The sequence below is a fragment of the Bremerella volcania genome (genome assembly GCF_007748115.1).
Taxonomy (GTDB): domain Bacteria; phylum Planctomycetota; class Planctomycetia; order Pirellulales; family Pirellulaceae; genus Bremerella; species Bremerella volcania.
The window spans coordinates 2,557,087-2,583,057 of the sequence record NZ_CP036289.1 but is presented as its reverse complement, the minus strand read 5'-3'; the positions used below and the strand labels follow the sequence as shown (position 1 = coordinate 2,583,057).

The 25,971-nt window shown below is 58.2% G+C and carries 22 protein-coding genes and 1 tRNA gene; 9 read left to right on the top strand and 14 right to left on the bottom strand.

Features of this window, described 5'->3' with window-relative positions:
* The first annotated feature begins 261 nt into the window (after positions 1-261).
* Positions 262-693: a hypothetical protein gene (locus Pan97_RS10585; RefSeq protein WP_144972316.1), complete on the top strand. Its 432-nt coding sequence runs from the start codon at positions 262-264 to the stop codon at positions 691-693.
* 446 nt (positions 694-1,139) lie between these two features.
* Here Pan97_RS10585 and Pan97_RS10580 read toward each other — a convergent pair whose 3' ends face one another.
* The gene (locus tag Pan97_RS10580; protein ID WP_196782344.1) at positions 1,140-3,260 is read right to left on the bottom strand and encodes a prolyl oligopeptidase family serine peptidase; all 2,121 of its coding nucleotides are present in this window, start codon (positions 3,258-3,260) and stop codon (positions 1,140-1,142) included.
* A gap of 274 nt (positions 3,261-3,534) precedes the next feature.
* Here Pan97_RS10580 and mnmA point away from each other — a divergent pair, with 274 nt between their 5' ends.
* Positions 3,535-4,659 carry a tRNA 2-thiouridine(34) synthase MnmA gene (gene mnmA, locus Pan97_RS10575; RefSeq protein WP_144978298.1) on the top strand — a complete coding sequence of 375 codons (1,125 nt, stop codon included), beginning with the start codon at positions 3,535-3,537 and terminating at the stop codon, positions 4,657-4,659.
* Positions 4,660-4,924: 265 nt separating this feature from the next.
* Here the strand turns inward: mnmA and Pan97_RS10570 are convergent, their stop codons facing one another.
* Entirely contained in the window at positions 4,925-5,965 is a 1,041-nt protein-coding gene (locus Pan97_RS10570; RefSeq protein ID WP_144972314.1) for an IS110 family RNA-guided transposase, read from the bottom strand.
* 477 nt (positions 5,966-6,442) lie between these two features.
* Between Pan97_RS10570 and Pan97_RS10565 the strand changes: the two genes are divergently transcribed.
* Complete coding sequence (locus Pan97_RS10565) at positions 6,443-6,862, top strand: hypothetical protein (RefSeq protein ID WP_144972312.1); 420 nt, start codon at positions 6,443-6,445, stop codon at positions 6,860-6,862.
* 283 nt (positions 6,863-7,145) lie between these two features.
* On the opposite strand, the gene Pan97_RS10560 is transcribed toward Pan97_RS10565, so the two are convergent.
* The 3 genes from Pan97_RS10560 to Pan97_RS10550 form a co-directional block, all read right to left on the bottom strand.
* Positions 7,146-8,498 carry a mandelate racemase/muconate lactonizing enzyme family protein gene (locus Pan97_RS10560; protein ID WP_144972310.1) on the bottom strand — a complete coding sequence of 451 codons (1,353 nt, stop codon included), beginning with the start codon at positions 8,496-8,498 and terminating at the stop codon, positions 7,146-7,148.
* Positions 8,499-8,637: 139 nt separating this feature from the next.
* Positions 8,638-9,270, bottom strand: coding sequence for a response regulator (locus Pan97_RS10555; protein ID WP_144972308.1), 633 nt, complete (start codon positions 9,268-9,270; stop codon positions 8,638-8,640).
* 650 nt (positions 9,271-9,920) lie between these two features.
* A tRNA-Cys gene (locus Pan97_RS10550) sits at positions 9,921-9,992 on the bottom strand.
* Between the two features lie 253 nt (positions 9,993-10,245).
* Here Pan97_RS10550 and Pan97_RS10545 point away from each other — a divergent pair.
* Together Pan97_RS10545 and Pan97_RS10540 are read left to right on the top strand one after the other, a co-directional pair.
* Complete coding sequence (locus tag Pan97_RS10545) at positions 10,246-10,575, top strand: hypothetical protein (RefSeq protein WP_144972306.1); 330 nt, start codon at positions 10,246-10,248, stop codon at positions 10,573-10,575.
* A gap of 137 nt (positions 10,576-10,712) precedes the next feature.
* Complete coding sequence (locus Pan97_RS10540; RefSeq protein ID WP_144972303.1) at positions 10,713-11,057, top strand: hypothetical protein; 345 nt, start codon at positions 10,713-10,715, stop codon at positions 11,055-11,057.
* A 33-nt stretch (positions 11,058-11,090) separates the two neighbouring features.
* Here Pan97_RS10540 and Pan97_RS10535 read toward each other — a convergent pair whose 3' ends face one another.
* The 4 genes from Pan97_RS10535 to Pan97_RS10520 form a co-directional block, all read right to left on the bottom strand.
* The gene (locus Pan97_RS10535) at positions 11,091-11,351 is read right to left on the bottom strand and encodes a hypothetical protein (RefSeq protein WP_144972301.1); all 261 of its coding nucleotides are present in this window, start codon (positions 11,349-11,351) and stop codon (positions 11,091-11,093) included.
* A 125-nt stretch (positions 11,352-11,476) separates the two neighbouring features.
* Positions 11,477-15,052: an efflux RND transporter permease subunit gene (locus Pan97_RS10530; RefSeq protein ID WP_144972299.1), complete on the bottom strand. Its 3,576-nt coding sequence runs from the start codon at positions 15,050-15,052 to the stop codon at positions 11,477-11,479.
* 54 nt (positions 15,053-15,106) lie between these two features.
* Complete coding sequence (locus Pan97_RS10525; protein WP_144972297.1) at positions 15,107-16,372, bottom strand: efflux RND transporter periplasmic adaptor subunit; 1,266 nt, start codon at positions 16,370-16,372, stop codon at positions 15,107-15,109.
* Positions 16,369-16,842 carry a MarR family winged helix-turn-helix transcriptional regulator gene (locus tag Pan97_RS10520; RefSeq protein WP_144972295.1) on the bottom strand — a complete coding sequence of 158 codons (474 nt, stop codon included), beginning with the start codon at positions 16,840-16,842 and terminating at the stop codon, positions 16,369-16,371. Before Pan97_RS10520 ends, Pan97_RS10525 begins: the two co-directional genes overlap by 4 nt.
* A gap of 205 nt (positions 16,843-17,047) precedes the next feature.
* On the opposite strand from Pan97_RS10520, the gene Pan97_RS10515 reads away from it, so the two are divergent.
* Together Pan97_RS10515 and Pan97_RS10510 are read left to right on the top strand one after the other, a co-directional pair.
* Positions 17,048-17,770 (top strand): superantigen-like protein SSL4, encoded by a 723-nt coding sequence (locus Pan97_RS10515; RefSeq protein ID WP_144972293.1) that lies wholly within the window; start codon positions 17,048-17,050, stop codon positions 17,768-17,770.
* 72 nt (positions 17,771-17,842) lie between these two features.
* On the top strand, positions 17,843-18,286 hold the full coding sequence (locus tag Pan97_RS10510; protein WP_196782343.1) for a nucleotide pyrophosphohydrolase: 444 nt from the start codon (positions 17,843-17,845) through the stop codon (positions 18,284-18,286).
* Positions 18,287-18,301: 15 nt separating this feature from the next.
* On the opposite strand, the gene Pan97_RS10505 is transcribed toward Pan97_RS10510, so the two are convergent.
* Together Pan97_RS10505 and Pan97_RS10500 are read right to left on the bottom strand one after the other, a co-directional pair.
* Entirely contained in the window at positions 18,302-18,652 is a 351-nt protein-coding gene (locus Pan97_RS10505; RefSeq protein ID WP_144972291.1) for a hypothetical protein, read from the bottom strand.
* A 25-nt stretch (positions 18,653-18,677) separates the two neighbouring features.
* Positions 18,678-19,058 (bottom strand): hypothetical protein, encoded by a 381-nt coding sequence (locus tag Pan97_RS10500; protein WP_144972290.1) that lies wholly within the window; start codon positions 19,056-19,058, stop codon positions 18,678-18,680.
* A 137-nt stretch (positions 19,059-19,195) separates the two neighbouring features.
* On the opposite strand from Pan97_RS10500, the gene Pan97_RS10495 reads away from it, so the two are divergent.
* Positions 19,196-19,810 (top strand): nitroreductase family protein, encoded by a 615-nt coding sequence (locus tag Pan97_RS10495; RefSeq protein WP_144972288.1) that lies wholly within the window; start codon positions 19,196-19,198, stop codon positions 19,808-19,810.
* A 182-nt stretch (positions 19,811-19,992) separates the two neighbouring features.
* Here the strand turns inward: Pan97_RS10495 and uvrB are convergent, their stop codons facing one another.
* Both uvrB and Pan97_RS10485 read right to left on the bottom strand, forming a co-directional pair.
* Complete coding sequence (uvrB, locus tag Pan97_RS10490) at positions 19,993-22,068, bottom strand: excinuclease ABC subunit UvrB (RefSeq protein ID WP_144972286.1); 2,076 nt, start codon at positions 22,066-22,068, stop codon at positions 19,993-19,995.
* 126 nt (positions 22,069-22,194) lie between these two features.
* Positions 22,195-22,521, bottom strand: a complete 327-nt coding sequence (locus Pan97_RS10485; RefSeq protein WP_144972284.1) for a tetratricopeptide repeat protein — start codon at positions 22,519-22,521, stop codon at positions 22,195-22,197.
* Between the two features lie 166 nt (positions 22,522-22,687).
* Here Pan97_RS10485 and Pan97_RS10480 point away from each other — a divergent pair, with 166 nt between their 5' ends.
* Positions 22,688-24,922, top strand: coding sequence for a COG1361 family protein (locus tag Pan97_RS10480; protein WP_144972282.1), 2,235 nt, complete (start codon positions 22,688-22,690; stop codon positions 24,920-24,922).
* Positions 24,923-24,928: 6 nt separating this feature from the next.
* On the opposite strand, the gene Pan97_RS10475 is transcribed toward Pan97_RS10480, so the two are convergent.
* Entirely contained in the window at positions 24,929-25,906 is a 978-nt protein-coding gene (locus Pan97_RS10475; protein WP_144972280.1) for an SMP-30/gluconolactonase/LRE family protein, read from the bottom strand.
* Positions 25,907-25,971 lie beyond the last annotated feature (65 nt).

Below are 25,971 nucleotides of genomic sequence, written 5' to 3'. Positions count from 1 at the left end.
ACGATTTCACACATCGGGCGAAAAAAGTTTACGCACGGAAATCGGGGGGATTTAACGTGCGTCCCCGGCTACATTCGGTCGCCACTCCGGAGTTCGAAACGTTGTGCGCATGCGAGAGCGTTGCCCATAAGTTCAAGCGGACTTGAACATGGTATCGAGGCATTCACAGTGTCCGACGATCCGTCACGGAGGTCCACGTTCATTCGCGCAATCCGATTTAGGTGCCATGCCCATGTCGGCTTGGGTGTGTCTTTGTGGGGCATGATTCCGCGGAGCACCTCGTTTCCGCTGCGAACGTTTCTTAGCCAACTTCTGCAACCGCCTGAGTTCGCTTCCCTGCCGGTCGAGCACTTTCAGGTGAAACGACACCCACGCCAGCGCGCGGTCGAGCTGTATGGCGGACGGCACAAGGAGGCCGTCGATGGTTTGGGCAACGAACGAGTTCCGACGGGGCTGCTTCGAGTGGCGGGGCCGAGCAGGGGAGGGGCGTTTGGGCCTGGTAAGCGATGCGCGGTTTTCACCTGGGTGCGTGCCGCTTGCGTGTTAGTAGAAACGCTGGAAGCCGGCGCCACTGGCGGGGAGGGTTCTTCAGGCGACGGCTCGTCCAGCGGTTCGGAATTCACGGCAATCACCAGTTGCCCCACGACATCCGCCGGCACCTCGACCAGCGTCCCGCAGGTCGAGCACAGGTAAGTCTTCCCAGCGCGCACGACGACCCGTGGAGCGTTCCCTTGCGAGAACGATCCAGAGGGATCGGGTTGTGCGGGGGCAGTGGAAGACATGGAATGCTCGTTACGATTGTGGTTGAAAAAATCAGTGAGTACCCCAGACTTGAAGTGATCCGAGGACGATACGAGCAATTTAGCGGTGAAGCGCTTCAGTGAGATAGTGCGCGCGGAAATTTTTTTTGAAGAGAGATTACGGTGCGAGAGAACGCACGTGAAAAAGAGTGTGGCATCCAGCTAAGTAGGGCCCCGCGTGTCGCGGGTCGGAAGGTTGGTACCAGGTATCCGACCCGCGACACGCGGGGCCCTACCGAGAGTTAGATCAATCACTGCTCGTTAGCCCCTCACCCTAGCCCTCTCCCCTCGCACGGAGAGGGGGCTGGATGTGGCGGCAGACCTCTTTTGGGTATATGCCTATTTCCCCATGAGTTGCTGTTTGAGGAACTCGTAGGTCAACGCCGTCATGAAGGCGCGCTGTTTGTTGTCGGCGGCGCCGGCGTGGCCTCCTTCGATGTTTTCGTAGTAGAGAACCGGATGCCCCATCTTTTTCATCTGGGCAACCATCTTCCGGGCATGGCCAGGGTGGACGCGGTCGTCGCGGGTGCTGGTGGTGAAGAGGGTGTTGGGGTACTTCACGTCCTTCTGCACCAGGTGATACGGCGAAAAGGTTTTCATGAATTCCCATTGCTCGGGGTCGTCGGGGTTACCATACTCGCCCATCCAACTGGCACCGGCCAGCAGCAGATGGAAACGCTTCATGTCCAGCAGTGGAACCTGGCTGACCACCGCGCCCCACAGGTCAGGCCGCAGCACCAGCATGTTGCCGGTGAGCAGACCACCGTTACTGCCACCCATCACGCCGAGATGTTCGGGCGAGGTGACCTTGCGGGCGATGAGATCCTCGGCGACCGCAATAAAGTCTTCGTACGCTTTGTGGCGGTTTTCTTTCAGCGCGGCCTGATGCCACTTCGGTCCGAACTCGCCGCCACCGCGAATGTTGGCCACGACGAAGACGCCTCCTTCGGTCAGCCAGGCCGTGCCGGTGGTGGCCGAGTAATTCGGCGTCAGCGGAACTTCAAACCCGCCGTAGCCGTAGAGCAAAGTGGCGTTTTTGCCGTCGAGTTTCAGGTCTTTGTGCGAAACCTGGAAGTAGGGAATCTTGGTGCCATCCTTCGAGGTCGCTTCGTACTGCTCGACCACCATGCCGGTCGCGTCGTAGAACGCCGGCAGCGACTTCAGCTTTTCCAGCTTGGGATCACCGCAGGTACCCAGGTACAACGTCGTTGGCAGGGTGTAGTCGGTGACCGTCAGGAAGAACTCGTCCGACTCTTCTTCGTCGACCGCACCGGCCGAGATCGAACCGAACTGCGGCACGCCCGGCAGGGGCTCGCTCTTCCACTTGCCATCTTCGCCAGGGGTCCACAAATAGATCTTGTTGCGGACGTTATCCAGTTCGTTGACGATCAAGTGATTCTTGGTCGGGCTGTAGCCGGCCAGCGACTTGCGGTCAGTCGGCTCGAACAGCACGGTAAACTCCCGCTTGCCGTTCATGTAGTCGTCGTAGTTGCCCACCAGCAACGCACCTGGCTCGTAGGTCTTGCCGCCGACTTCCCACGTGCTGCGCGGTTGGACGAAGATCCACTCGCGGTGGACGTTCACCTCGGCATCATCCGGCTTTTCGATCTCGATCAGTTCGCCATCGACCACTTCCCACAGCTTGCTGGTCCAGAAGGTGATCGCCCGGCTGACGAATTCGCGCTCGAAGCCAGGCGTTTCGTCGTAGATGCCGGTAACGCTGACGTCGGTCTTTTCCCCTTCGAAGATCGTCTTGGCCGCGGACAGTTCGGTGCCGCGTTTCCACTCTTTGACGATGCGCGGGTAACCGGAGTCGGTGAGCGAGCCTTCGCCGAAGTCGGTACCGACGATCAGGGTGTCTTTATCTTTCCACGAGACGCGGCTCTTGGCTTCCGGAAGGTAGAAACCGTCTTTGACGAACTCACGCGTTTCCATGTCGAACTCGCGTTTGATGTCGGCATCGGCGCCGCCGCGCGAGAGCTTCACGATCGCGTGACGATAGTCAGGCCGCAGCATCGAGACGCCGTGCCAGACCCAGTTTTCCCCTTCTTCCTTACCGAGGGCGTCGACGTCGATGATGACGTCCCACTCGGGGTTATCCTTCTTGTATTCTTCCGGAGTGGTGCGGCGCCACAGGCCACGCGGGTGCTCGCCATCCTGCCAGAAGTTGTAGTAGTAAGGGCCGCGTTTGACGACGAAGGGGATCCGCTCGTTCGAGTTGAGGATCTTCAAAATCTTGTCTTCCAACTGCTGAAAGTCTTCCGACTCGGTCAATTGAGCGGTGCTTTCTTTGTTTTGTTCTTTGACCCAGTCGAGGGCCTTTTCGCCGGTGACGTCTTCCAGCCAAAGATTGGGGTCTTCGGACGGTGTTTCCGCGGCCGTTTGCGCCATGACGATGTTTCCTCCGTGAGGCAAAAGAAATGAGACCAAACCAACGAGAAGCAGGGGGATCGCACGCATCAACTGGCTCCATGTTCCGTGGGATATATCCTGGGGTTCGAGTATTGATTTCCATCGTACGCGCGGGACTACCCCTGTGACAACCTGGGCGAATTGGCCGAAATTTGCTCATTTCGCGGGTCCCCGCCGCTGTCGGGGGTGTCTCGACGAAGGGGGCGTTTTCTAAAATGCATGGATAAATAATTGAATTCACCAAAGGGGTAGGGCCCGCGTGTCGGACCCCTGGTACCAGTTTCTCGACCCGCGAAACGCGGGCCCTAAGTGGAAAGAAATTTTGGCGCGTGTTGTATTAGCCATGTCTGGGGGTGTCGATAGTAGTGTCGCCGCCCATCTTCTCAAACGTGACGGTCACGACGTCATTGGGGTCTTCATGCGCCATGGCGAGGAAAGCCCCGTGGCTGAGTGCAAGCTGGATGCTCCTGGCGGCGGGACGGCCTTGCAGATTCTCAACCAACGAGCCGATCACAAGCAAGGGTGCTGCAGCGCGTCCGATGCAGCCGATGCGCGGCGGGTGGCTGATCGGATGGACATTCCGTTCTACGCGTTGAATCTGCAGCAAGAGTTCGGGCAGATCATGGAGTACTTCGCCGACGAGTACATCCGCGGTCGCACCCCGAACCCATGCGTGATGTGCAACAACTGGATCAAGTTCGGCAAGCTGTTTGACTACGCAGACAGCATCGGGGCCGAGTACGTCGCGACGGGGCACTACGCGAAGCTGGTACCCTCGAACCAGCCGGACGGCGTGCCGCGCATGGTCCGCGGCGTCGATCCTGGCAAGGATCAAACGTACGTGCTGTTTGGCATTCAACGTGATTACCTCAAGCGGATGCTGCTGCCGGTGGGGGACTTCCACAAGGACGAAATCCGCATGATGGCCGGCGAGACCGGTCTGCGCGTAGCCGATAAGAAGGACAGCCAGGAGATCTGCTTCGTGACCAGCGGCAAGCACGATCAGTTCGTGAAGCAGCGCCGCCCAAACGCCGAGACGGCTGGCGATTTCGTGCTGACCGATGGCAGCGTGGTCGGGCAGCACGACGGGATCGAGCGATTCACCATCGGCCAGCGAAAGGGTCTGGGCATTGCTCTGGGCGAGCCGCACTACGTGGTGAAGATCGACCCCGTCGAAAATCACGTGGTGCTGGGCCGGATCGAAGAGCTGGGCTGCGCCGAGCTGACGGCCAACCACTGCAACTGGCTGGTCGAACCCAAGTCGGACGAGTTCCGCTGCGAGGCGATGATCCGCTACAACAGCGCGGCCTTGCCGGCCACCGTGAAGATGCTGCCAGAAGGTCGCATCGCGGTAACCTTCGACGAGCCTCGCAACGGCGTCGCCCCAGGACAGGCCGTTGTCTGCTACGACAGCGATACGGTGCTGGGGGGGGGCTGGATCGAGTAACGCTTTCAGGGTGGCCCTCTATGAAGACAGACTCGTTGTCAAGTGTTTTCACCGGTGGTTCCCTTCCTCTATCCGAGCGTTTCCCGTGGTGGGATAGCCCCTGTGGGTGTTTTCGAAGTAAAGGGGAAGGCTGCCCTAACCAGAGACGAGCTTGAGCCCAGGGCCACCTCGAGCGTACCTTCCCGCCGGAACAGGTGAATGCTTGACCAGTCGCTTCTTTCGAAGGATCTCCCAGAGTTCTATCGAGTTGTGGGGATTCCTTAATTTAAACGGCTTGCTCTAAAACGCGATCCGCTTGGGGCGTTTCGCGGCGTAGTTCGTGGTGCAGCCAGCGAACCCAACGATTGGCGACCGCCGCGACCACCACGTTCTTCGGTTTGCCTCGACTCAGCATGCCGGTCGCTAGCTTGGTCCATGGGCCACTTGTTTGTCGAATCAGTCGATGCCCCAATTCGATCAACACAGTCCGCAGGTCGGGGTTGCCGGCCTTGATCAGTCCTGCATCTGCCTGACGTTGTCCACTGCTGGCATTGCGAGGCGTCACTCCGCAGAACCGAGCCAGTTGCTTGCCACGCGTGAAGCGATCGAAGCGACCGATCTCGGCGCGAAGCGTAACCGCCGTCACCAGCCCCACGCCGGGCATTGTCAGAAGCTTCGCAACGACCGGATCGTCTTCGACCGTGTGCCTGATCTTGGCTTCCACAGCACGGATGCGACGCCCCAGGGAAGTCAATTCCTCGAGGTGGTCTTCCACAAGCCACCGGTCGCTTGGTGCCAAGTCGTCTGTTTCCTGCAGCCATGTGAGCCACTTCTTCGTCCAAGGCGTGCCGCCCGGTGAAGGCACCCGGTTTTCTCGTAAAAGCCCACGAATCCGCAGTTTAACGTCCCGCCGCCGCCGCACCAATTGAGCCCGATGGCGGACCAGGCGTCGCAGTTGCCGCGTTGCTTCGGGGGCCAGCCACACGCTCGGCAGGTAATTGACGCGAGCCAGATCGGCCAGCAGTTGGGCATCGGCCAGGTCGGTTTTGTCAGGCGAACGCTTCATCCGTGCGACGTAGCCTGGATGAGCCAGCTGCACCGGCAAATTGCGATGGGTGACCAGTTCCTCGGCCAGATCGGCCGCCCCGCAACAGGCCTCGATCGCCACGCGTTGCGGCGTGCCATGCTGCAACGCAAAGCGGGCAATCAAATCAGCCTCATTCCGCACCGACCGATTCGCCAGCGTCCGCCCTTCCGAATCCAAAACACACACCTGAACCAAATCCTGATGGTAATCAAGCCCGACGAAAGTTGGTAAACTAGACATCGCTCGTTGCTCCTTTTGGGTTTATGGGTTACTAACACACTCGTAGTAAACCCTAGGAGCAACGGGTCTTCATCCCTATCCAGAGAGATTCCTCTCTGGGTCGGCATCGCCGACAAGCGGCTCGTGAATGGAGTTTGTCGGAGGTGGGGACGTTCGATTCTGTTCATGCTCGATGCATGAGCCGCTTGTGGCCTGCGGCCACCCAGAGAGAAATCTCTCTGGGCCACCCCTCATCGTTCTAACCGCGCGTAGGGTGAAACAGGCCGCAAGCAGATGCAGTGCTATCGCAAGACGGGAAAGCTGGCTCGAGCTTAACGAGCGTGATGTAAAACGGGCGAGGGAAATCTCGATTTTGCCGATGATTCAGGCCCTTTCTGGCCGACTCTAGAAGACGTACGCGTGCTCGGTTGCCATTTGGGCATCGGCGCTGCCTGCGGTAACGTCGCGACGACAACCATATTCTGGAGTAGATAACCCATGACCAAGTTGATTCCCTTCACGTTCGTTTTGGCCATCGTCGCCCTGACCTCGCAGGTCAATGCTCAAGAGCTGAAGGTGGTCGAAGGAAACGAAGAACACAAGCCGTTGAGCGTCGAAGACGTTCCTTCGCTGGGCAACGCGACCCCGGAAATGTGGTTCTACCTGCAGGAGTTGCGTCGTTACGAAGATCCTTCCGCTGCGCGTCGCCGCCGTGCCGAGTTGACCGCCTCGGCTCGCCGCGCTCGCATGTTCTCGCAGCAGTGGTACGGCATCAACAACCTGCGTCCTTCGGCCAACGCCGTGCCGATGATGTACCGCTACTCGGCTCACCAGTCGAACGTCTCGTGGGACGCCACTCAGCACACCTACTACAACACCGCCGCCACGCCCACGACCGGCGGCCCTCGCCAGTTCTAATTTGGCGAACAAGACTCACACAACAAGAAACAGGACGAGCAGAAATGTGCGTCCTGTTTTTGTTTCGAAGGAAGAGGGTTAGATGCGCCTCGCGCATGATGCCACAGAGCACACAGAGGTCACCGAGGGAAGAAAACTAGGTGCCCCTGCTGGACGAGCCAGCAGGGGCACCCACGTTCAATCAATCCTATCTGTGTTCATCCTTGTAATCCGTGGTTCAAATTCTTTCCTTCCTCCCTCTGTGTCCTCTGTGGTTAATCCTTCTCCTGCACGAAGGAAAGCACTAAAAACCCAGGCCGGGCCCGGTGAGGATGCCGGTGCCGACGGTGCCGTTGGTGATGTTGAACATGGCTGGGAAGCGGTCGCGCCAGAGGTCGTTGCCGGCCGGACAGTATTGCCGGCCGTTCCCTTCGATCGCGGCAATGGTGGGTAGGCGAGCGGCGATGCTGGCCGAGTGCAGGAACGAGGCTCCGGGGCAGGTCAGATCTTGCACGCACAGAAATAGCTGGTACTTCTGAGCCGCGGCCCCCATCAGCAAGGCCTCGGAGTGCCCTTTGCACGCTTTCAACGCCACGCCGCTGTAGCCTTGCTCGCGGGAGAGAAAGAGCGTGTCGAGATCGATCAGCGATTCGTCGATCACCACCGGCTTGATCTTGGCGGCCGCGTGCATCTTGTTTTCAGGGTGCTTACGCAGATCGCGATGGGTCGGCTGTTCGATGTACTGCACGCGGTCCATGGCCGAAGGGCTGACCTCTTGTAGTTTGGCCAGGAAGTCGAGCACGTACTGCACGCTGGCACACTTCTCGTTGAAGTCGAGCGAGTAGAACCACGACCTGACGCCGCGCTGCGACTGCGCGGCGGTCGAGACCTTGTCGATCTTGGCAACCCGGGCCACATCCCAGTCGAGATCGTCGCCGTTGAGCTTGATCTTCAGATGCGTCAGACCATCGGCCACAATCCATTGGGCCAACGTCTCAGGCAGGCCATCTCCGACCGGTTGCTCGAGTTCGTCGTGATCCAGCGGATCGAGCGCCCCCACCAAGTGATACAGCGGCATGGTGGGCTGTGGGTCGCGGGTAGTGTACTGGTCGAGGTACTCGCCGGCGAAGTCTTCGTTCAAGAAGCCGGAGAGGTCTTCCTCGATGAACTCTTTGCCGAGCGTGTTGTAGCTGTTGAGTCCCAGAGCTTTGCCATAGGCATCGTGCAGAGCCGCATCGATCGGACTGCCAGCGACCAAGAGGGCCAGCGGAGGAATCGCTTCCGGCAGCGAGAGTTCGGTTTCCAACTGCTTGCCGATACTCATTAACGGCTGATGCAGCGAGCGGGCATGCTGCAGTGGATGCGCGGCCTCGTTCAGTTTGTCGGCTTCGGCCGAGAAACGCCGGGCGGCTTCGATCATCGTACTGAGCGTCTGACTGCTGTCGACTTGCTGCGAAGGCCAACCCCAGACGTTGCCCATCGGCATCGAGCCGAATCCTTGGCCGACTTTGCCGTTCTTGGTTTCGACCGTGATCTCGACGTTGAAGAGAGTCACGTCGTTGACGACACGCCCCCCAAACTTCATCGGGGTGCGATACTGAATGGTTTCGGTCGAAGGCTTAACGTCGCGAACGACGATATCGGTGGGCTTAGTCATGGCGGCTCGTCCTGGCAGAAGGAAGATGGAGCCACCCATCCTAAGCTTTGACAGGTGACGTGAAAACGGGCCACGTCACCTGAAACGCTTTGTGCCTGAAGCCTCGCGCCGCCGGAGCGGCACGAGAAAGGCATGCGCTCTAAACCAAACCTTTACGAACTGCCCAGACGGCAGCTTGAGTACGATCCGACACACCGACTTTACGCAAGATGTGTTGGACGTGTTCTTTGACCGTTTCGTAGCTGATGTGCAGTGCCTGGGCGATTTCTTTGTTGGTCAATCCCAGGGCCAGTTGGCGAAGCACTTCACTTTCGCGTTGGGTCAGCGGCACTTCGACGTCGGCATTGAGACGTGGCGTTGCCAACGCGCCGGTCACGCGGCGAAGTTCGTCGCGAGTCCAGGCATTTTCGCCCCGATGCGCCGTTCGAATCGCGTCCAACAGACGATCTCGCGGATCCCCCTTAAGAACGTAACCGCTGGCGCCTAGAGCAACGGCACGCGCGACGTAGGTAGGGTTGTCGTAGGTCGAAAGGACGAGAATCGCCAGATTGGGATGATCGAGTTTGAGACGCCCCAACGTCGTCAAACCATCCCCCTCAGGCATACGAATATCGAGAAGCACGACGTCTGGCTTGATTTCGTCGACCATTGAGATCGCCGCGTCCCCCGTCGCTGCTTCGCCGACAATTTCAATGTCACTGTCTGCTACCAGTGTCTTCAGTCCGCAACGTACCACTTCGTGGTCGTCCGCAACTAATACTCGAATTGCCATCGATTACTCCACTTCAGTCACTAAATAAGCCGCATCATGGATTCTCTTGGAGAATCAACCATCAACACATCTCATGAATGAGACTGCCCATCTCACCCTTTTGTGTCGGAGTAGCTCCCTGGCCCGAAAGCGACTCTCGATACGGTTTGATCTACCGGCTTTGCCCTGTCATCGGCGGATTGATGATGCGCGTTTGACGAAAAAAGCTTGCGCCTAACGCTAATACCCCACAAGTGTCATGCGATATTAACCACACCACCCGCTAGAGATAGATTAACCTAACCCATAGAAATTGCTAGGGCTTCGACCCGCAAGTGAAGTAGTATCTCTTCAAGACGTATTAAAAAACCAGGAAGTTCCAACTACTTACGGCAAACCGCTTGCGGTATTGCCGCACAAGCTCTTCATTTCACTTCATGGGATTTCTTTTGATCTTTGTTGAGATAGGTATCGGTTTCTGCGTAGATACCGCAAAGGGGTGTCAACTAAAAATTCGTAATTAACTTCGCGCAGAAAAATCAAATTCAGCCGATGGATTCCAAACCGCACAACTTGCAACTTAAAAAAACTTGTCGACAAAAAAGAAGTGATGCGCGAGAGAAGAGATTGCGTCGAAAAAGAGAGATAGTCTACGCAGAATAAAAAAGAAGAGGCGCCGGCCGGATTCGAACCGGCGATGGCGGATTTGCAATCCGCTGCCTTAGCCACTTGGCCACGGCGCCTTGAAAGATCGCATTTGCGCGATCGTTAGCGATTGGTCTGATTATTCCAAATTCGCTGACTTTGACAATGGTATCGGAAGCTTCAAGGCTCTCTCTTCACCGAATTTCTTAATATCTGGCAAGCTTTCACCAGCTAGTAAGAACCAAACTCTCGGCAAATAACTGCCCTGATTGCTGGTGAGCGTTCGATCTCTTACTTCGTACATGGATATCCCATTCATGCTTGAAGCGAGATCGAAGAAGGATTCTTTCCGTGCGGCGTTTATTAGCTTGGGTCAGCAGTTTCACCAGGAATGACCAGATCGTCAACCAAGCGGTTCGTCAGTTGACCGAAATTGCCCGAGAAAGAGTCAATTCGTCTGCTGGCATCCATCCGCATGCCGTCGCCCAAGGGTATCAACGTGCACGTTTGCGGCAAACGGTGCGTGAGTACCTGGAGAGCCTCGATTCGGGGCGGCGCGAGGTTTCGCCGGCCAGGCGTCGGCAGTTGATCGAATCGATCGTGGAACGGTTGATCGCGCAAGATCTCATTCAGACCGAAGCGTCGGCCCCGGCTCAAGTTGTGCCCCGAAAAGCGGCATAACCGTTAGCCTTCACGCAGATCGCATTATTTTTCATCGATCAGGCCGTTACTGCCAATCGAACCACCTCGCGGCTGCCGATCTGGCAAAGAACTCCCCCGAGGAGATCCCCTACGACTCATGCCATGCGAGGTGACTGATGAATCCAACCCCAAACTCGCTTCCCGATCTTCGCCAACTCAACCAACGCCTGGCCCTCCATGGCGTTCGCGTTCAAGCGTTTCTCGACGGCCTGACGCCGCGTCTGGATCAGCTAGTCCGGGCCGTTGCCGAAGGAAACATGGCTGAAGTGGGCCGCACGAGTCATTTCATTCATCGCTGCTGCGACGTGTACGGCTACGACGATCTGGCAGTGAAAGCCGGAGAAGTTTGCCAGGCGGCAGCCGCATGCGAATCGATGGAAGTCGTCGGACGAAAAGTCGTGCGGCTGGTGGGTGCATTTGGCCGCACGTCGGAAGGCGGCCAGGTCACGATGGCAACGTAAGGCCGGTGAGGTTGAGCGAGAGTTGGAACCGGCCTAGCCCTGTTCGAGCTTTTTGAGTCGCTCTTCTTTCTCTTTAGCCTCTTGCCGTTCCCTCTTGCGTTCTTCCTCAGTCTCGCGGTTGGTACCGTAGCCGACCACGATGACCCCCAGGAGGACGCTGAGAACGACGACAATGTAGTTCAGCACCCAGCTTTTGCCGGCCTCTTCCTCTTCTCCCTGCGCAAACACGGGATTCGAGATCACGTGGAGGGTAAACAGCGTAAGGAAAACCAAGATCAGGCGAAGCTTTGGCATGGAGAATTCCTGCAAGCGATTTGAGCGAGTTTCGAGAACTGTAGTTTAACCAGAACCCCCAGGGCCGCAAAACCAGACGTCAGACATTTTACCCGTAGGTGAAAATGCCTGGACGGGCGACCGCATTATTGATGACTGGGTGCCGCCGCGTATTCCGGCGGGGAAATCGCCTCGAAATCATCCTCTGGCAGACGATCGGACGACTCTCCATCCTCTTCATCACGCCGCCAGGGGGCCACGAGCCCTTCATACGTCTCGACCGTCAGGCTAAAGAGGCTCGGCACCAGGATCAGCGTCAGGAAGGTCGAGACCAGCAGCCCCCCCAGCACCACGCTACCGAGCCCACGGTAAAGCTCGCTGCCGGAACCAGGAAACAGGACCAGCGGCATCAGCCCCAAAACGGTAGTCATCGTGGTCATAAAGATCGGCCGAATGCGCGAGCGCACGCTCTCCAGAACGGCGTCGTTCAGTTCCATTCCATCGTCCCGCATGTGATTGAGGGCCTGGTGCACGATCAGAATCGGGTTGTTCACCACCGTCCCAATCAAAATGACGAAGCCAAGCATCGTCAGCACGTCGAGCGATTGGAAGTAAAACAAGTTCAACAAGGCCAAGGCCATCACGCCGCCGACCGCCCCCAGCGGAACCGACAGAATGATCACGAAGGGATAGATCCACGATTCAAACAGGGCCGCCATCAGCAGGTAGGTAATCACCAGTGCCAGGAGGACGTTGATCCATAATGCGTTCCAGGTGTCGGTCAACTTATCGGCCGTACCGGAAAGCCCGACGCGATACCCGCTGGGGATCTTTCCTTCGGCGGTCATCGGATCGACCAGTTGGGTCGAGATCATCTGCATGGCGTTTTCCAACGGCATCGTCTCTGGGGGTGACACTTCGATGGTGATCGAGCGGAGGCGTTCGCGATGGTTGATCTGCTCGGGGCCGCTGCTGATGTTCACGTCGGCCAGGGCAGCCAGCGGAACGAGTTCGCCGCCGGGGGTCGCGATCGGCAAGGCACCAATCTTTTGCGTGCTGTCGGCGAAGTTGGTTTCCCCCAGGATGGTCAGGTCAATTTTCTTACCATCCAGGAAATAGTCGCCGGCGTAGGCACCGTCGATCAGCGCGTTAGCCGTATAGCCTAGGTCGGCACTGCTGATCCCCATTTCCGCGGCCTGGACCAGCTTTGGTTCGATATGCAGTTCCGGGCTGGAAAGGTCCAAGCTTGGCACGGGGCGAACCTGGGCGTCGGGAATCAGCCCCTTACCCATGAACGGTCCGGCCCCTTTGACCCGCATCAGCATCTCGCCACCCAACTCGACGAGCTTATCGAGTTCCGGCCCGGTAATTTCGATTTCCACGGTTCGGCCTGCGGTCAGCCCCCGTTCAAAGAGACTCGACTGCTTGGCCACCGCGAAGGTCCCCGGCAGCTTCGCGCCAACGCTGGAAACCAACGGAACCAATTCGCCGCAGCGCTGGTCGTCGTAGGTACGCAGCCCCATGAACACCTGACGCCCGCGAGCGACGAAGAAGAAGTCGCTGATCGCCGGATACTTGGCATTCTGCACGGCGGGATCGTCCGGATCGACATCCCAGTAGGGCTTCAGTTCTTCTTCCACCGTTTCCCCCAGGAACATCAGCTGATCGATGTTGTACCCCGGCGGCGGCAACAGAATCCCGAAGACTAGGTTTCGGTTCCCGGTGGGCAGGTATTCGACTTTCGGCCACAGGGCCCAACTGATGCCGACCGTGCCGACCAGAATCAAAGCAATGATGGCCACACGACGGGTCACGCTGCCCATCAACCAGCGATTGAGACTGACGATGGCCTCGATCGTCGAACTTCCGGCGCTGCCGATGCCGGCTTCAATTCCCGAGGCAGCGGCAATTGCCTGGTGCGAAGGCTTGCCGTTTCCTTTCTCGGTGGCGCCCTGTTTTCCTTTGGGGTTGCGATGGAAAAGACGCGAGGCAGCTGTCGGAATCACCGACATCGATACGACCAACGAAAGCGCGACGGCCGCACTGATAGCCAAGGCAATGTCTCGAAACAACTGCCCCGCTTCTTCCTGTACGAAGACGATTGGCAAAAAGACGGCCACGGTCGTCGCCGTCGAAGCAAACACGGCTCCCCACACTTCCTGCGTACCCTTCGCGGCCGCTTTCAACGGGGGATCGCCCATCTGATAGTGACGATAGATATTCTCGAGCACCACGACCGCGTTGTCGACCAGCATCCCCACGGCAAACGCCAGACCAGCCAAGCTGATCACGTTCAGCGATCGCCCCAGTGCTCCTAGGATCAAAAACGTGCCGATGATACTGGTCGGAATCGCCAAGGCAACCACGAGCGCGCCACGCGCGAACCAGAAGCCAGCCGTGATGAGCAAGATCAGGCAAGGAATGAACAGCCACCCGCTGACCGTTGCCGAAGCAATCGCCAGGGCCATCGCCGGTGGAATCAATAGCAACGTGCGTGCCCCGAGATGCAGGAACAGCATCAGCACGCAAATCGTGAGGGCGCCACCGATGAAGATGTTCTGGCGAACCAGGTCAACCGACGAGTAGATGTAGTCGGTTTCGTCGTAGACCTGCACCAACTGCAGGCCACGCGATTTGAGCAGGCCTTCGTCTAGTTCCTCGCGCACTTGCCGCAAACCATCCATCACGTCCAGCACGTTGGCATTGGTCTCACGCACACAGTTGATGCCAATGGCCGACTCGCCAAAACGCCGCATGATGCCGGTCGGCTTCTTGTAGCCATGCTGGACTTCGCCAATATCACGCACGTAAACTGGCACACCATCGCGCACGGCCAACAGTTGATTCTCGACTTGCTCCGGCGTGCGAAATTGACCCAGCGTACGAACAACCCACCGCCGCTTGCCTTCCCAGAAGTCACCGGCCGAGGTGTCTTCGTTCTGGCCGGACAGCACGCGGCGAACGTCCGAGACGGTCAAGCTACGGGCCGCCAGGCGTTCGGGGTGGACGATCACTTGGATTTCGTCTTCCAGACCGCCGATCACGTTCGACTGCGAAACCCCCTTGACGCGTTCGAAGCGGGCTTCGATTTCGTCTTCGGCGAATCGCTTCAGAGTTTGAATATCGAGCGTTGCCGGCGGCATCAGCTCTTGGAATTCCGGGTATTTTTCCGACGCCCGACGCAGCTTCAGCATCTGCACGCCGATATTGGGTGCGAACTCGACTTCGTCGATCACCTCTTTCAGCTTGGGATACTTCTTCCGCATTTCGGCGTACTGTTCGTCGGAAGGACGGCGAGCACTGAGCACGAACCAGGCGATCGGTCGATCGGATGAATTGGCGGTGGTAATCACCGGCTGATCGGCATCTTCAGGATAGTCTGGCACTTGAGCGAGGCGGCTGTTCACCTTGAGCAGGGCCTCGTCCATGTTGGTACCGACGAGGAACTCGAGCGTGATTTTGGCCTGCGAGTCGCTGCTTTCGGAGGTCATCTTGCTGATGCCTTCGACGCTTTTGAGCTGCTCTTCCTGCTCGACGACGATCTCTTGTTCGATTTCCTGAGGGCTCGCTCCAGGCCACTTCGTTTCAATCGAGATCGTGGGGGTCTCAACCTCAGGCGTCAAAGCCATCGGCATTCGCCAGAGAGCGACGATTCCGAAGAGGGCCATCAGCAGCACCCCCACAGAGACTTTCACCGGATTGTTCAGGAAAAACTGGATCATCGAATTGGCTTTGTTGCAGAAGGGAGGGGGGAAACGAGAGGAGGGGACAGGGACCTAACGACCAGCGGCACTTGCGGTGGAAGTCGCCGGCAACACCGTGATTGGCTGGCCAGGACGCAACCGCTCGTTGCCGTGCGTTACCACACTCATGCCCGGTTCTAACTCGCCCATGACTTCGATATCGCTTCCATCGTGAATGCCCAGGGTCACCGGCACCATCTTGGCAATCTGACCTTGCTCGGCCGGAGCCACCACGTAAATCACCTTCGAGCCTCGGTTGAGCACGACGGCATCTTTCGGCACCACCAGCGCGAGCTTCGTTTCACTGGTTGGCAGCATGACGTTACCCATCATGCCGGCCTTGAGCACCGGTTGATCTTCGTCGAATTGGTTCGGAACGCGCACTTTGACGGGAAAGGTACGAGCCCGAATGTCGGCCTGGGGAATGATCGCAACGACCTTACCGGGGAACTTGCGTCCGGGGTAAGCGAAGACTTCTACCTGCACTTCGCGGCCAACGCGGACGTGAGGGATGTCCTGCTCGGGAACGTTGGCGACGACATCCAACTCGTCCAGCTTGGCCACTTCGGCGATCGCTCCGCCGCTGTTGGCCCACGCCCCGATCTCGGTCGACTTCTTCACCAGGTAACCATCGAACAGCGACCGAATGGTGTACTTGTTGATCCGATCGTTTAGCTCCTGGACGATCGCCTCTTGCACGGCAACGCGTGCTTTGGCCTGCTTGATTTGTTCTTGGCGCGGTCCTTCTTCGGCCAGTTCGTAGGCCTTCTGCGCGTCCATGAATTCCTGCTCGGCGGCATCGGCGGCGGAGACGGCCTCGTCGTAAACTTCCTTCGAGGTCACCCCCCGTTTCTCGTACAATTCGACGGCTCGATCACGCCGCAGTTTCATGTAATCCTTGCGCGACTGGGCAGCGAGCATCCTGGCTCGCATCTGCTCGACTTCCAGCGTGCGCGTACCGTTTTCGAGTTCTTCCAACTCGGCCTGGCGAACTTCCAGTTCAGCCACCGCCGCATCGCGCTGTAGTGAAATCGTATTGATCAGCAGTTGGGCGACGGGTTCGTTCGCTTTGACGAAATCTCCTTCCTCGAAGTTGAACTCGACGACGCGGCCGTCCACGGCGCTTCCCAGAATGGCGTGCTTCGAGGCCTGTACCGTTCCGACGAACATTTTGTGAGAAGCGATCTCGCGCTGTTGGACCGCAACGGCCCTCACCGGTGACTGGGCAAATGCCGGGGTCAGAAGTGAAGTCAGCAGCAAGCTGCAAACAAGAGCGGTCAAAGAGTTGAGAGATTTCATGATGAATTGGCCGGGGTTCTTTCGTGACGGGAAGGCTGGGCGATTTCACCCAGATTGAGGAGGACCTGGCTGAGCAGACCATGCAGCTTTTCGACTTCTTCCGGGGACATGCCGCAAGTGGCCTGCTCGCGCACTTTGTTCAGCACTGCGACAATCTTTTCCCACACAGGCTCCGCCGCGGGACCCACATCCAGGTACTTCTTGCGGCGGTCTGTATCGCAGCTGGCTCGCACGATCCACTGCATCGACTCCATGCGCGTCATGATGCCGGCAAGGGTCGGGGGCTCGATGGTCATCCGCCTGGCGAGTTCGCTCTGCGTTAGCGGACCTTCGTATTTCAGCCAGGCAATCACCTGAAACTGACGGAAGGTGATCCCGAAAGGGCGTAACTCGGCATCGACGTGCTGCTGATAGTGATGCGCGGCGAGAGTTACCCAATAACCGGTGCTGGCATGGAAGTCATACGTCATAAGACTAATGGATCATGGTATTTAGTTAGGCTGCCTAAGGAATTATGATGGCTGATGCGATCTCTGGTCAAGCGAAATCTGCTATCACGCGGTGCGATTCCTACAATCGTTAAACTCTCGATGGTTAATTGACGATGAAACCGTTGACGCGGTGATTTGCGCCGTGCGCCGTGAACAAATATGTCACGCAGAGTAGGGGGCGAACATGACGCTCATCCAAAGCCAACAGTCGAAAACTCGAGTTCGCTTAACGCGACTTTCCGCGCAATTAATTGCCGCATCTCTTCTGTTTGGGGGGATGCAAACCGCCTGGGGGCAAGGTGCCGAATCGCGTTGGTCCCCCTCGAACCCGCCAACACCGGCGATGGTGCACATGCCACAAAAGCCGCAAGATAACGGTCTTCGCCGCTTACCCCCCATCGACCAGGAAATAGCGCCCAAAGCGGAACCATCGTCTGTTACGCCCACCGAGAAGCCTGTCGAAAAGCCCAAAATTGCGGCCAAACCGCAATCTGCGGCATTGGCGGCTCAAAAAGCGGAGCCGGTCAATTGGTCGAGTCCCAACATCGTGATTGGCCCGGAAACTTCTGCCCGGATGGTGAGTCACGAAGAAATCGTCTCCGTTGCGAAGCGGCAGATGAAGCCGTCTCGCTATTCCAGTGCCTCGGAAACAGCTCCCGCGGCAGCCGCACCCACGACGCAGTCGCGCTTCACCCAACGGGCCGCGGAAAAACCGAAGCAGGAAGTCGAGTCGGAAGCCGACAAACCGGCCGCCGCGGTCTTTGCCCGAGTGTTCGACGAAGAAGCCGAAACGCCAGGGATTTCGCAGCCGGAAGTTGCCACCCTCGATTCTGGGCTTTCTCCGATCTTCGCCTGCCGTCTGCTCGGCCTGCGAGCGACCAAGTCGGAATCGACGACGCTCCGTTAAGTTTGCCCGGTTGAAAGCCACGGCGAATTCTTCAATCATGAGTCACGCGGCCGAGGACCGTTGCTCCTCGGCGTGACCCACGACGAGAAGAGGACTTCGCCTGTGACCGATCCGCCGCCATCTCTGCAAGCACGCATCAACGCCATCTCGGACGACGCGGCCACGCCGGTCGCTCAGCTGCGTGACATGGTCTCGCACTTCGTTGCCGAACGCGACTGGCACCAGTTCCACGCCCCCAAGAACATCAGCATGGCCCTGGCGATCGAAGCGGCCGAACTGATGGAGCACTTCCAGTGGATCACCGTGGAAGCATCCCGCGCCGACATGGAAGCCGACAAGCGCGCCGCCATCGGCGAAGAAATTGCTGACGTGATGTGCTATGCGATGGCGCTGTGCAACGAGATGGGTTTTGACGTCGCCACGCTGATGCGCGAGAAGATGAAGAAGAACGTCGCGAAGTACCCGGCGGATGAGTTTAAGGGGCGGTATGGGAAAGAGGATCTTCCGAAGGAATAGGAGCCGCATTCCTTCCTACGAGAGCAAGACGATGCCAATCGACATGACCAGCAGCGTGTTTGCGATCACGCCCAGAATGGCCTGCGGCTGTACCCCTTGAACTTTGGTTGACATGAAGACGGCGTAAGACGAGTAGGCGATCCCCACCAGCAAACAGGCCGGAATGGAGAATATGAAGACCAGGTCCATCTGCCGGCCCCAGACGACATACAACGTCCAGGTGAACCCGATCATCGCGAAGGCCAGAAGCGGAAAGATCCAGCCCAATCGAGCCCTCCACACAATCTTCTGCGAACGCTCCCGAGGAAGTTTCAACTGACTGGCTTCGGTGGGGGACTGAAACGGATTGTGGATGTTTTTACTCATTTTGAAATGATTTTCGGCGCGTCATCTACCCAGGGTACGACGTGCTCACCGCGAGCAACAGTAAGAGCACCAGACCGCCCAGGATCGCCATCAACACAAAGTTTGTGGCCAGCCCTCCCCAGACATGCGGCCACAGGGCCTGGTAACTCTGCGACCAGAACATGCCGTAGATGGTAAACAGGATCCCCCCGGCCAGACACAGAAAGATACCGATCAGAATAAAAAAATTCAGAGAAGTTCCAATCACATACATCGACGCCAACAGCAACAACGCGAATAGGCCGATGCCGATCAGCGGCAGCAGCCACCCCAGCCGGGCAAGATGCACGACGCGTTCCAACGACGCGCTCGGATCGCTGGCCGCCGTCGGGGATTCAAATGGGTTGTCTTGATCGGATGTTTCCATGGGGCAATTTCTACCAGATCACACGGCCACTTCCCATGCGAGAATCCGCGGCAGGGTAGTCGAATGCTTTGTTTACCGCCAAAATACAGAGACAAGCAACGTAAAAGATATCAGCAATCAACCACGGAAACTCTGGCATGGATACCTTCGACGCCATCTACGGCCGCCGGTCGATCAAGCACTATCATCCCGAACACGAACTGACCGACGAAGAAATCACCAAGCTGATGCAGGCGGCGATTCAGTCCCCTACGTCGTTCAATATTCAGCACTGGCGGTTCGTGCTGGTTCGCGATAAAGAAACACGCCAGCAGCTCAAAGCGGCCGCCTATAACCAGGCCCAGGTCGCCGATGCGTCCCTGCTGATCGTGCTGACTGCCGACATGCATGCGTACAAGAAGGAGCCGGAGCGTTACTGGAAGGATTCTCCGCCGGAAGTGGGCAAGAAGCTAGTGGGGATGCTGGTCGGCTTGTACGACAACCAGCCGCAACTGCAACGCGACGAAGCGATGCGGTCGATGGGGATCGCCGCCCAGACGATCATGCTGGCCGCCAAGAGCATGGGTTACGATACCGGGGCGCTGGTTGGCTACGATCCAGACAAGGTCGCCGAGATCATCAACCTGCCCGAAGACCACGTGCTGGGCATGATGATCGTCGTCGGCCAGGCCACCCAAGGAGCCTGGGGCAAGCCGGGGCAACTATCGCTGGATGACGTGATCGTACACGACAAGTTTTCGCCGGAGAGCTAGTCAACCGACGGAATGGGCGGCCCAGAGAGATATCTCTGGGTCGGCTTGCCGACAAGCGGCTCAGGAATGGACGTTGCTAAAGATAGAAACGTCCTATCTTGCTGATATATGAACCGCTTGTGGCCTGCGGCCACCCAGAGAGGAATCTCTCTGGGCCCACCCTCATGCGATACAGGTGTCGCCTATGAAGCGCCTTTCTTGGGGCGGGGAATCTTCCCGCCGCTGCGAGTACGGCGGCCGCGTTTGCGACCTTTGCCTCCGTCTTTGACGTCGACTTCGCTCTTCTTCTTGCCGATCGAATCTTCCATCTTGGCAATGCGATCACGAATGGCGGCGGCCCGTTCGAACTCAAGGTTCTCGGCCGCTTCGAGCATTTCGGTTTGCAGTTCGTTGATGTATTCCTGCGTGATGATCTCGGAGTCGTCATTGCGGCCGACCGCTTCATTCGCCTTGCGGTGCGCTTCCGCTTCCGACTCGATACCACGGCGGATGTTCTTCTTGATCGTCTCCGGCGTGATGCCGTGCTCTTCGTTGTAGGCCTGTTGTATTTCACGACGACGGGCCGTTTCGTCGATGGCACTTTGCATGGCCGCGGTGACCTTGTCCGCGTACATGATCACCTTGGCGTTCACGTTACGAGCCGATCGACCGATCGTTTGAATGAGGGACGTTTCGCTGCGGAGGAAGCCTTCCTTGTCGGCATCCAGAATCGCCACCAGCGACACTTCCGGCAAGTCGAGACCTTCCCGCAAGAGGTTCACCCCGACCAGGACGTCAAACTTCCCTTCGCGAAGGTCACGCAGCAGTTCGACCCGCTCGAATGCGTCAAGTTCGCTGTGCAGCCACTTACACGCGACCCCTTGTTCGTTGAAGTAGTGCGAAAGGTCTTCGGCTAATCGCTTGGTTAGCGTCGTCACCAGGGTTCGATCACCGGCTGCCACGCGGGCCCGGATCTCTTCCAACAGGTGCGGTACCTGACCACGAGCCGGGCAAACTTCCACGACCGGGTCTAGCAGCCCGGTCGGCCGAATGATTTGCTCGACCACTTCGCCAGAGGTCTTTTCCAGTTCGTAGCTCGAAGGAGTCGCCGAAACGAAGACGGTCTGGTTCAGGACGTTTTCCCATTCCTCGAACTTCATTGGGCGGTTGTCGAGTGCACTGGGCAGGCGAAAACCGTGCTCGACCAGGTTCATCTTGCGGCTGCGATCGCCGTGGTACATGGCCGAGATCTGCGAGACCGTCACGTGCGATTCATCGACGAACAGCAGAAAGTCATCGGGGAAGAAGTCGTACAGCGTGCTCGGCGGAGCCCCCTTGGGTCGACCCGATAGTGGCTGGCTATAGTTTTCGATCCCGGGACAGAAGCCGACTTCCTGCATCATCTCTAGGTCGAAACGGGTGCGTGCGTTCAGCCGCTGGGCTTCCAACAGCTTGCCCGCCTGCTTCAGTTCTTCCAGGCGGCCGTTCAGTTCGGCGCGAATGTTCTGCACGGCCTTTTCAATCCGCTCTTCCGGCATCACGAAATGCTTGGCCGGATAGATGAACAGTTGATCTTGCTGGCTGATGATTTCGCCGGTGGTCGGATTGATGATCGCCAACTGCTCGACTTCGTCTCCCCACAGTTCGATGCGGTAGGCGAACTCTTCGTACGATGGCCAGATCTCCAAACAGTCGCCGCGGACGCGGAACTTCGAGCGTTCGAAGCCGACGTCGTTTCGTTCGTACAGGATGTCGACCAGGCGGGAAAGGATCTCGTCGCGATCGACGATTTGCCCCTTGCGGACGCTGACCATCATTTTCTTGTAGTCGTCGGGCGAACCCAAGCCGTAGATGCTCGACACGCTCGCCACGATGATCACGTCACGGCGGCTGACAAGGGCGCTGGTCGAAGCGAGACGCAGGCGATCGATCTCGTCATTGATCGAAGCGTCTTTCTCGATGTAGATGTCACGCTGCGGAATGTAGGCTTCGGGCTGGTAGTAGTCGTAGTAGCTGACGAAGTAATGGACCGCGTTGTTGGGGAAGAAATCTTTGAATTCGGAGTAGAGCTGCGCGGCGAGCGTCTTATTGTGCGAGATCACCAGCGTCGGACGCTGCAGATTCTGGATCACGTTCGCCATGGTGAACGTCTTCCCGGAACCGGTCACGCCAAGCAGGCACTGATGCTTTTTGCCAGCCTTGATGCCCTCAGTCAGGGACTCGATGGCGGCAGGCTGATCTCCGGCGGGCTTAAATTCCGACGCTAGCTGAAAGTCCACTCCGTCTCCCTTGTCTCTGCTCGACTGGCCTCGGCGACCGCCGGCCGCTTATTAAGTAGGCATGCTGGCGGAAATGTTCTCCCCCGAATCCATCTATTCTAACGATTTTGTGGCGGACCAGGGGGATTACTCGCCCAGGCTTCCCAAAGAAGCCAGCAACTCGCCCATTTCTCCGGCGGCATGCCCATCCCCTTGTTGGCGGGCAATCTCGATCCCTTCGCGGAGAACCGTGCGCGAATCCTCGATTTCACCCATCTCGGCTAGCATCTGGCCACACATGAACCAGGCAGCTACATAGGGGGGAGTGCTGCGCATGAGCTTCTCGAACTCGACACGGGCCTCGGCGTGGCTCCCTTCTTTCCGCAGCTCCATCGCCAGACCGTAACGCAGAAAATTGTCACTGGGGTCGTTTTCCAACAAGCTGAGGATCTGCTGTTTGCGTGAATTTGTCACGAAGTTATTGCTCTCACTAGGATTACGTCGAACTGGAACATTCCGAACAGGATACCCAAACCGTCTATTCTCCAAAATCGGAACGATTCTTTAAACCACTAATCTTGGAATGACCGATACCCAGATTGGAATCCAAATATTGTTTTGATGGGTGACAGGAAATTCAATGATGCATCGTAGCGCAATTCTGGGAACCGCGGGACTCATCGTACTCGCCGCCCTCGGCCACGTCGTCATTTCAGGACTTATGCCGCAGCAGGAAGTTTCGGCCGAAACGAAGCAGTCGGTTGTCCACGAGTTCGCTCCCCCTGCGCCCAGCCGATTTACCGCTCCGGAAAGCTCCGTACCGCTGCAACCAATGCCAGCACGCATGAATGCCCAGGCCGCGAACGGCATGCGACTTACGGCAGGAGAAGAGTCGACGCGACCTTCCAGCCGTCGCCGCGTGACCACCACCGAGTTGGAAGAACCGGCCGAAGTGGAAACGAAGCCTGAAGCTGCCCCACCGGCTGGGCTCCCTTCTTCGCTCGACGAAGCCCTGAGCCGTTTCCGCGAGAATCCTGTTACTCTTGGTAGCGAACCGGAAGCTGCCCCTGAGTTGGAAGCCCCCGCACCGCAAGAGGCCCCTAAGCAGGAAGCATCCCCGATGCCTAAGCCTGCGGCCCCTGGCAATGTGAACCCTTATCGCTATCAACCTTCGCCATCGGCAACCGAAACCCCGGCCGCCAACGGTGCCGCTTCGATCGGAGCCGCACGTGTCGCAGTGAAGGAAGAGCCAAAACCAGAACCGGAACCGCAGCCTGTGGCACCCCAGCAGACGGTCATTCCCCGCCAGACGCTTTCCGCCATTGAAACGCCTGCTCCGCGTCCGCAGCCGGCCACCACTTCCGCCACGCTCTTCTCGGTCAACAGCCCAGCCGTGATCGTCGACGCCGCTGGCCCGAAGTCGCTGGTGATTGGCAAGCCGTCGACCTATCGCATCCATGCACGCAACATGGGAGACGCCAACGCTCGCCAGGTCACCATTCAAATGGTGCTGCCACCAGGCATTCAATTGCAAGACCTGCGAGGAACCCTCGGTTCGCCACGCCAGGTGCAGACGCAAACAGGCATGATGGCCATCCAATGGGACATCCCTGTTTTGCCTGCCCACAGCGAAGGCTCGCTCGATCTCGGGTTGATCGCCACGCAAACGCGTCCGTTTGAACTGGGTCTGGAAGTCGCCTACGCACCGCTGAGTGCGAAATCGCCGATCTCGGTCCTCGAGCCTAAGCTCGACATGGTGATCGATGGCCCGCAGGACATCCTGTTTGGCGATTCGCAGATCTTCAAAGTCATAGCCAAGAACACCGGTACCGGTCCAGCCGAGAACGTCTCGATTACGATCATGCCGATCAAGAAGGGGCAAAACCCGACGGTCATCGACTCGATCGGCACGATTGCCCCGGGCGATCAGAAGGTGATCGAATTGGAACTGACCGCCAAGCAGGCCGGAACGCTTTCGCTGCGAGCCGAAACGACTGCTGACAACGGCCTGCGTGCCGCTGCCGCCCACGACGTTTTGGTGCGTCGTGCCGAGCTTGCCGTCAATGCCCAAGGACCTGGCATCAAGTATGCCGCCACGACCGCCACCTACGCCGTCGTCGTTGCCAATGCGGGTAACGCACCGGCCAGCAGCATTCAGGTCGAAGCCACGCTTCCAACCGGATCGAAGTTCGTGTCGGCATCGCACGGTGGTAAGCTCGACGAAGCTTCAGGCCGCGTGACCTGGAATCTGCCGAAGCTGGAAGCCGGCACCCAGCAGCCGCTTCAGGTCGTCAGCACGCTGATGGTCGAAGGAAACAACATCCTACAAGTCAGTGCCAACGCCGATCAGGGGCTCTCCAGCCGTCACGAATTGATCACCCGCGTCGAGTCGGTGGCTGACCTCAAACTGCTGGTGAACGATCCGACCGGTCCGATTCCGGTTGGCCAGGAAGTGGAATACGAATTTACGCTTAACAACCGCGGCACGAAGGAAGCCCGCGGCGTGAAGGTTACCGTCAGTTTCGGCAGCGGCATCGAGCCGGTCTCGGTTGAAGGTGGCAAAGGAACCATCCAGGGTGACATCGTTCAGTTGAACACGATTCCGGCCGTCAACGCTGGCCAGGAGATCACCGTTACGGTCAAGGCCCGCGGCCGCAGCGAAGGGAACCACACGTTCCGAGCGGAAGTTCGCTGCGATGATCCGACCACGCGTCTGGCGATCGAAGAGTCGACCCACTTCTACGGGGCAGCGATTCAAACCGCTTCGCCACAGATGCCAGCACCACCGTATCAACCGCAGACGCCTGCTGCTCAAACCCCGGCCGGTGGCACCCCGGCACCGCTGAGCCCAACCCCGTTCAGCCGCTATCAGTAAGCGGCCTTAAGGGGCGTGACGACCGATGAGGGGGCGAAGATCGTAGCGATAGATCGCCTCCTTTTCGGGAATCGACATCAGCAAAGCATCTTGCCACAGCGTAAGCCCGAAGACGCTGTCGCTATGACACGAGATGACCTCAATCAGCTTGCCATTGGTCGTATCGATGACGGCCACTTCTCCGCGATCCCACAGGCTGACGTACAGCCAGTTCCGGCGATCGATTGCGATATGTCCCAGACGACCGATCTCTTTCGGATCGTCGACATCCAGCAGCAGCGTTAGAAAGTACGCGGCCACCTTTTCGGCGGTACCGTCTTGCTGGTTGATCCCGTAAACGGAAATCTGCCCGCGGCCCGACTCGGCAACGTACAGTGACTTTCCGTCCGAACTGAGGCTGATACCGGTAGGTTGATCGAGACCATCGACCAATAGCACAGGGCGATTCGTCACGACATCGAATCGATACAGCGAACCAGTCGCGTCACCGCCGGAAACTCGCTCAGGCTCGGAGAAATAGATGTTTCCACCCGGGCCGATATCGATGGCAAACAGCGAGTCGAAACGTCGCCCCTGGATTCGATCGGCGAGCGTGGTCACCATCTTCGACTCAGGTGCATAGCGCAACACGCGACCAAGCTGGGAATCGAGGACAAGGATTCGTTGATCGTCATCCAAAGCGATACCGACCAGGGAAGATGCTTCCACAGGCTCAGCGACTGCCAGCGGAGCGTCAAAAAGCAGGGCAGCACCGTCTTGCTGGCTGATCTTGCCGACCGAGCCGAGATGTCGATAGTTGGTCGCCAGAACGTTGCCTTGTCCATCACAGCACATGGCCGTGTGGCCAGCCAGACCCGTCGCGAAAAGCTCGCATGGCGATGCCGGCGGACTAATCGCATCCTCGGCACGCGCAGCCCCGGCAAGCGCGAGGCAGCCTGTAAGGGCCAGAAGTTGAATCGTTCGAGATGGGATAATGAAAGTCATGTCGGGAGGAAGCTGGAGGAGAACTCGTACGACGATCCTTGTCCCGCGTGCTTCATCCGCTGAAG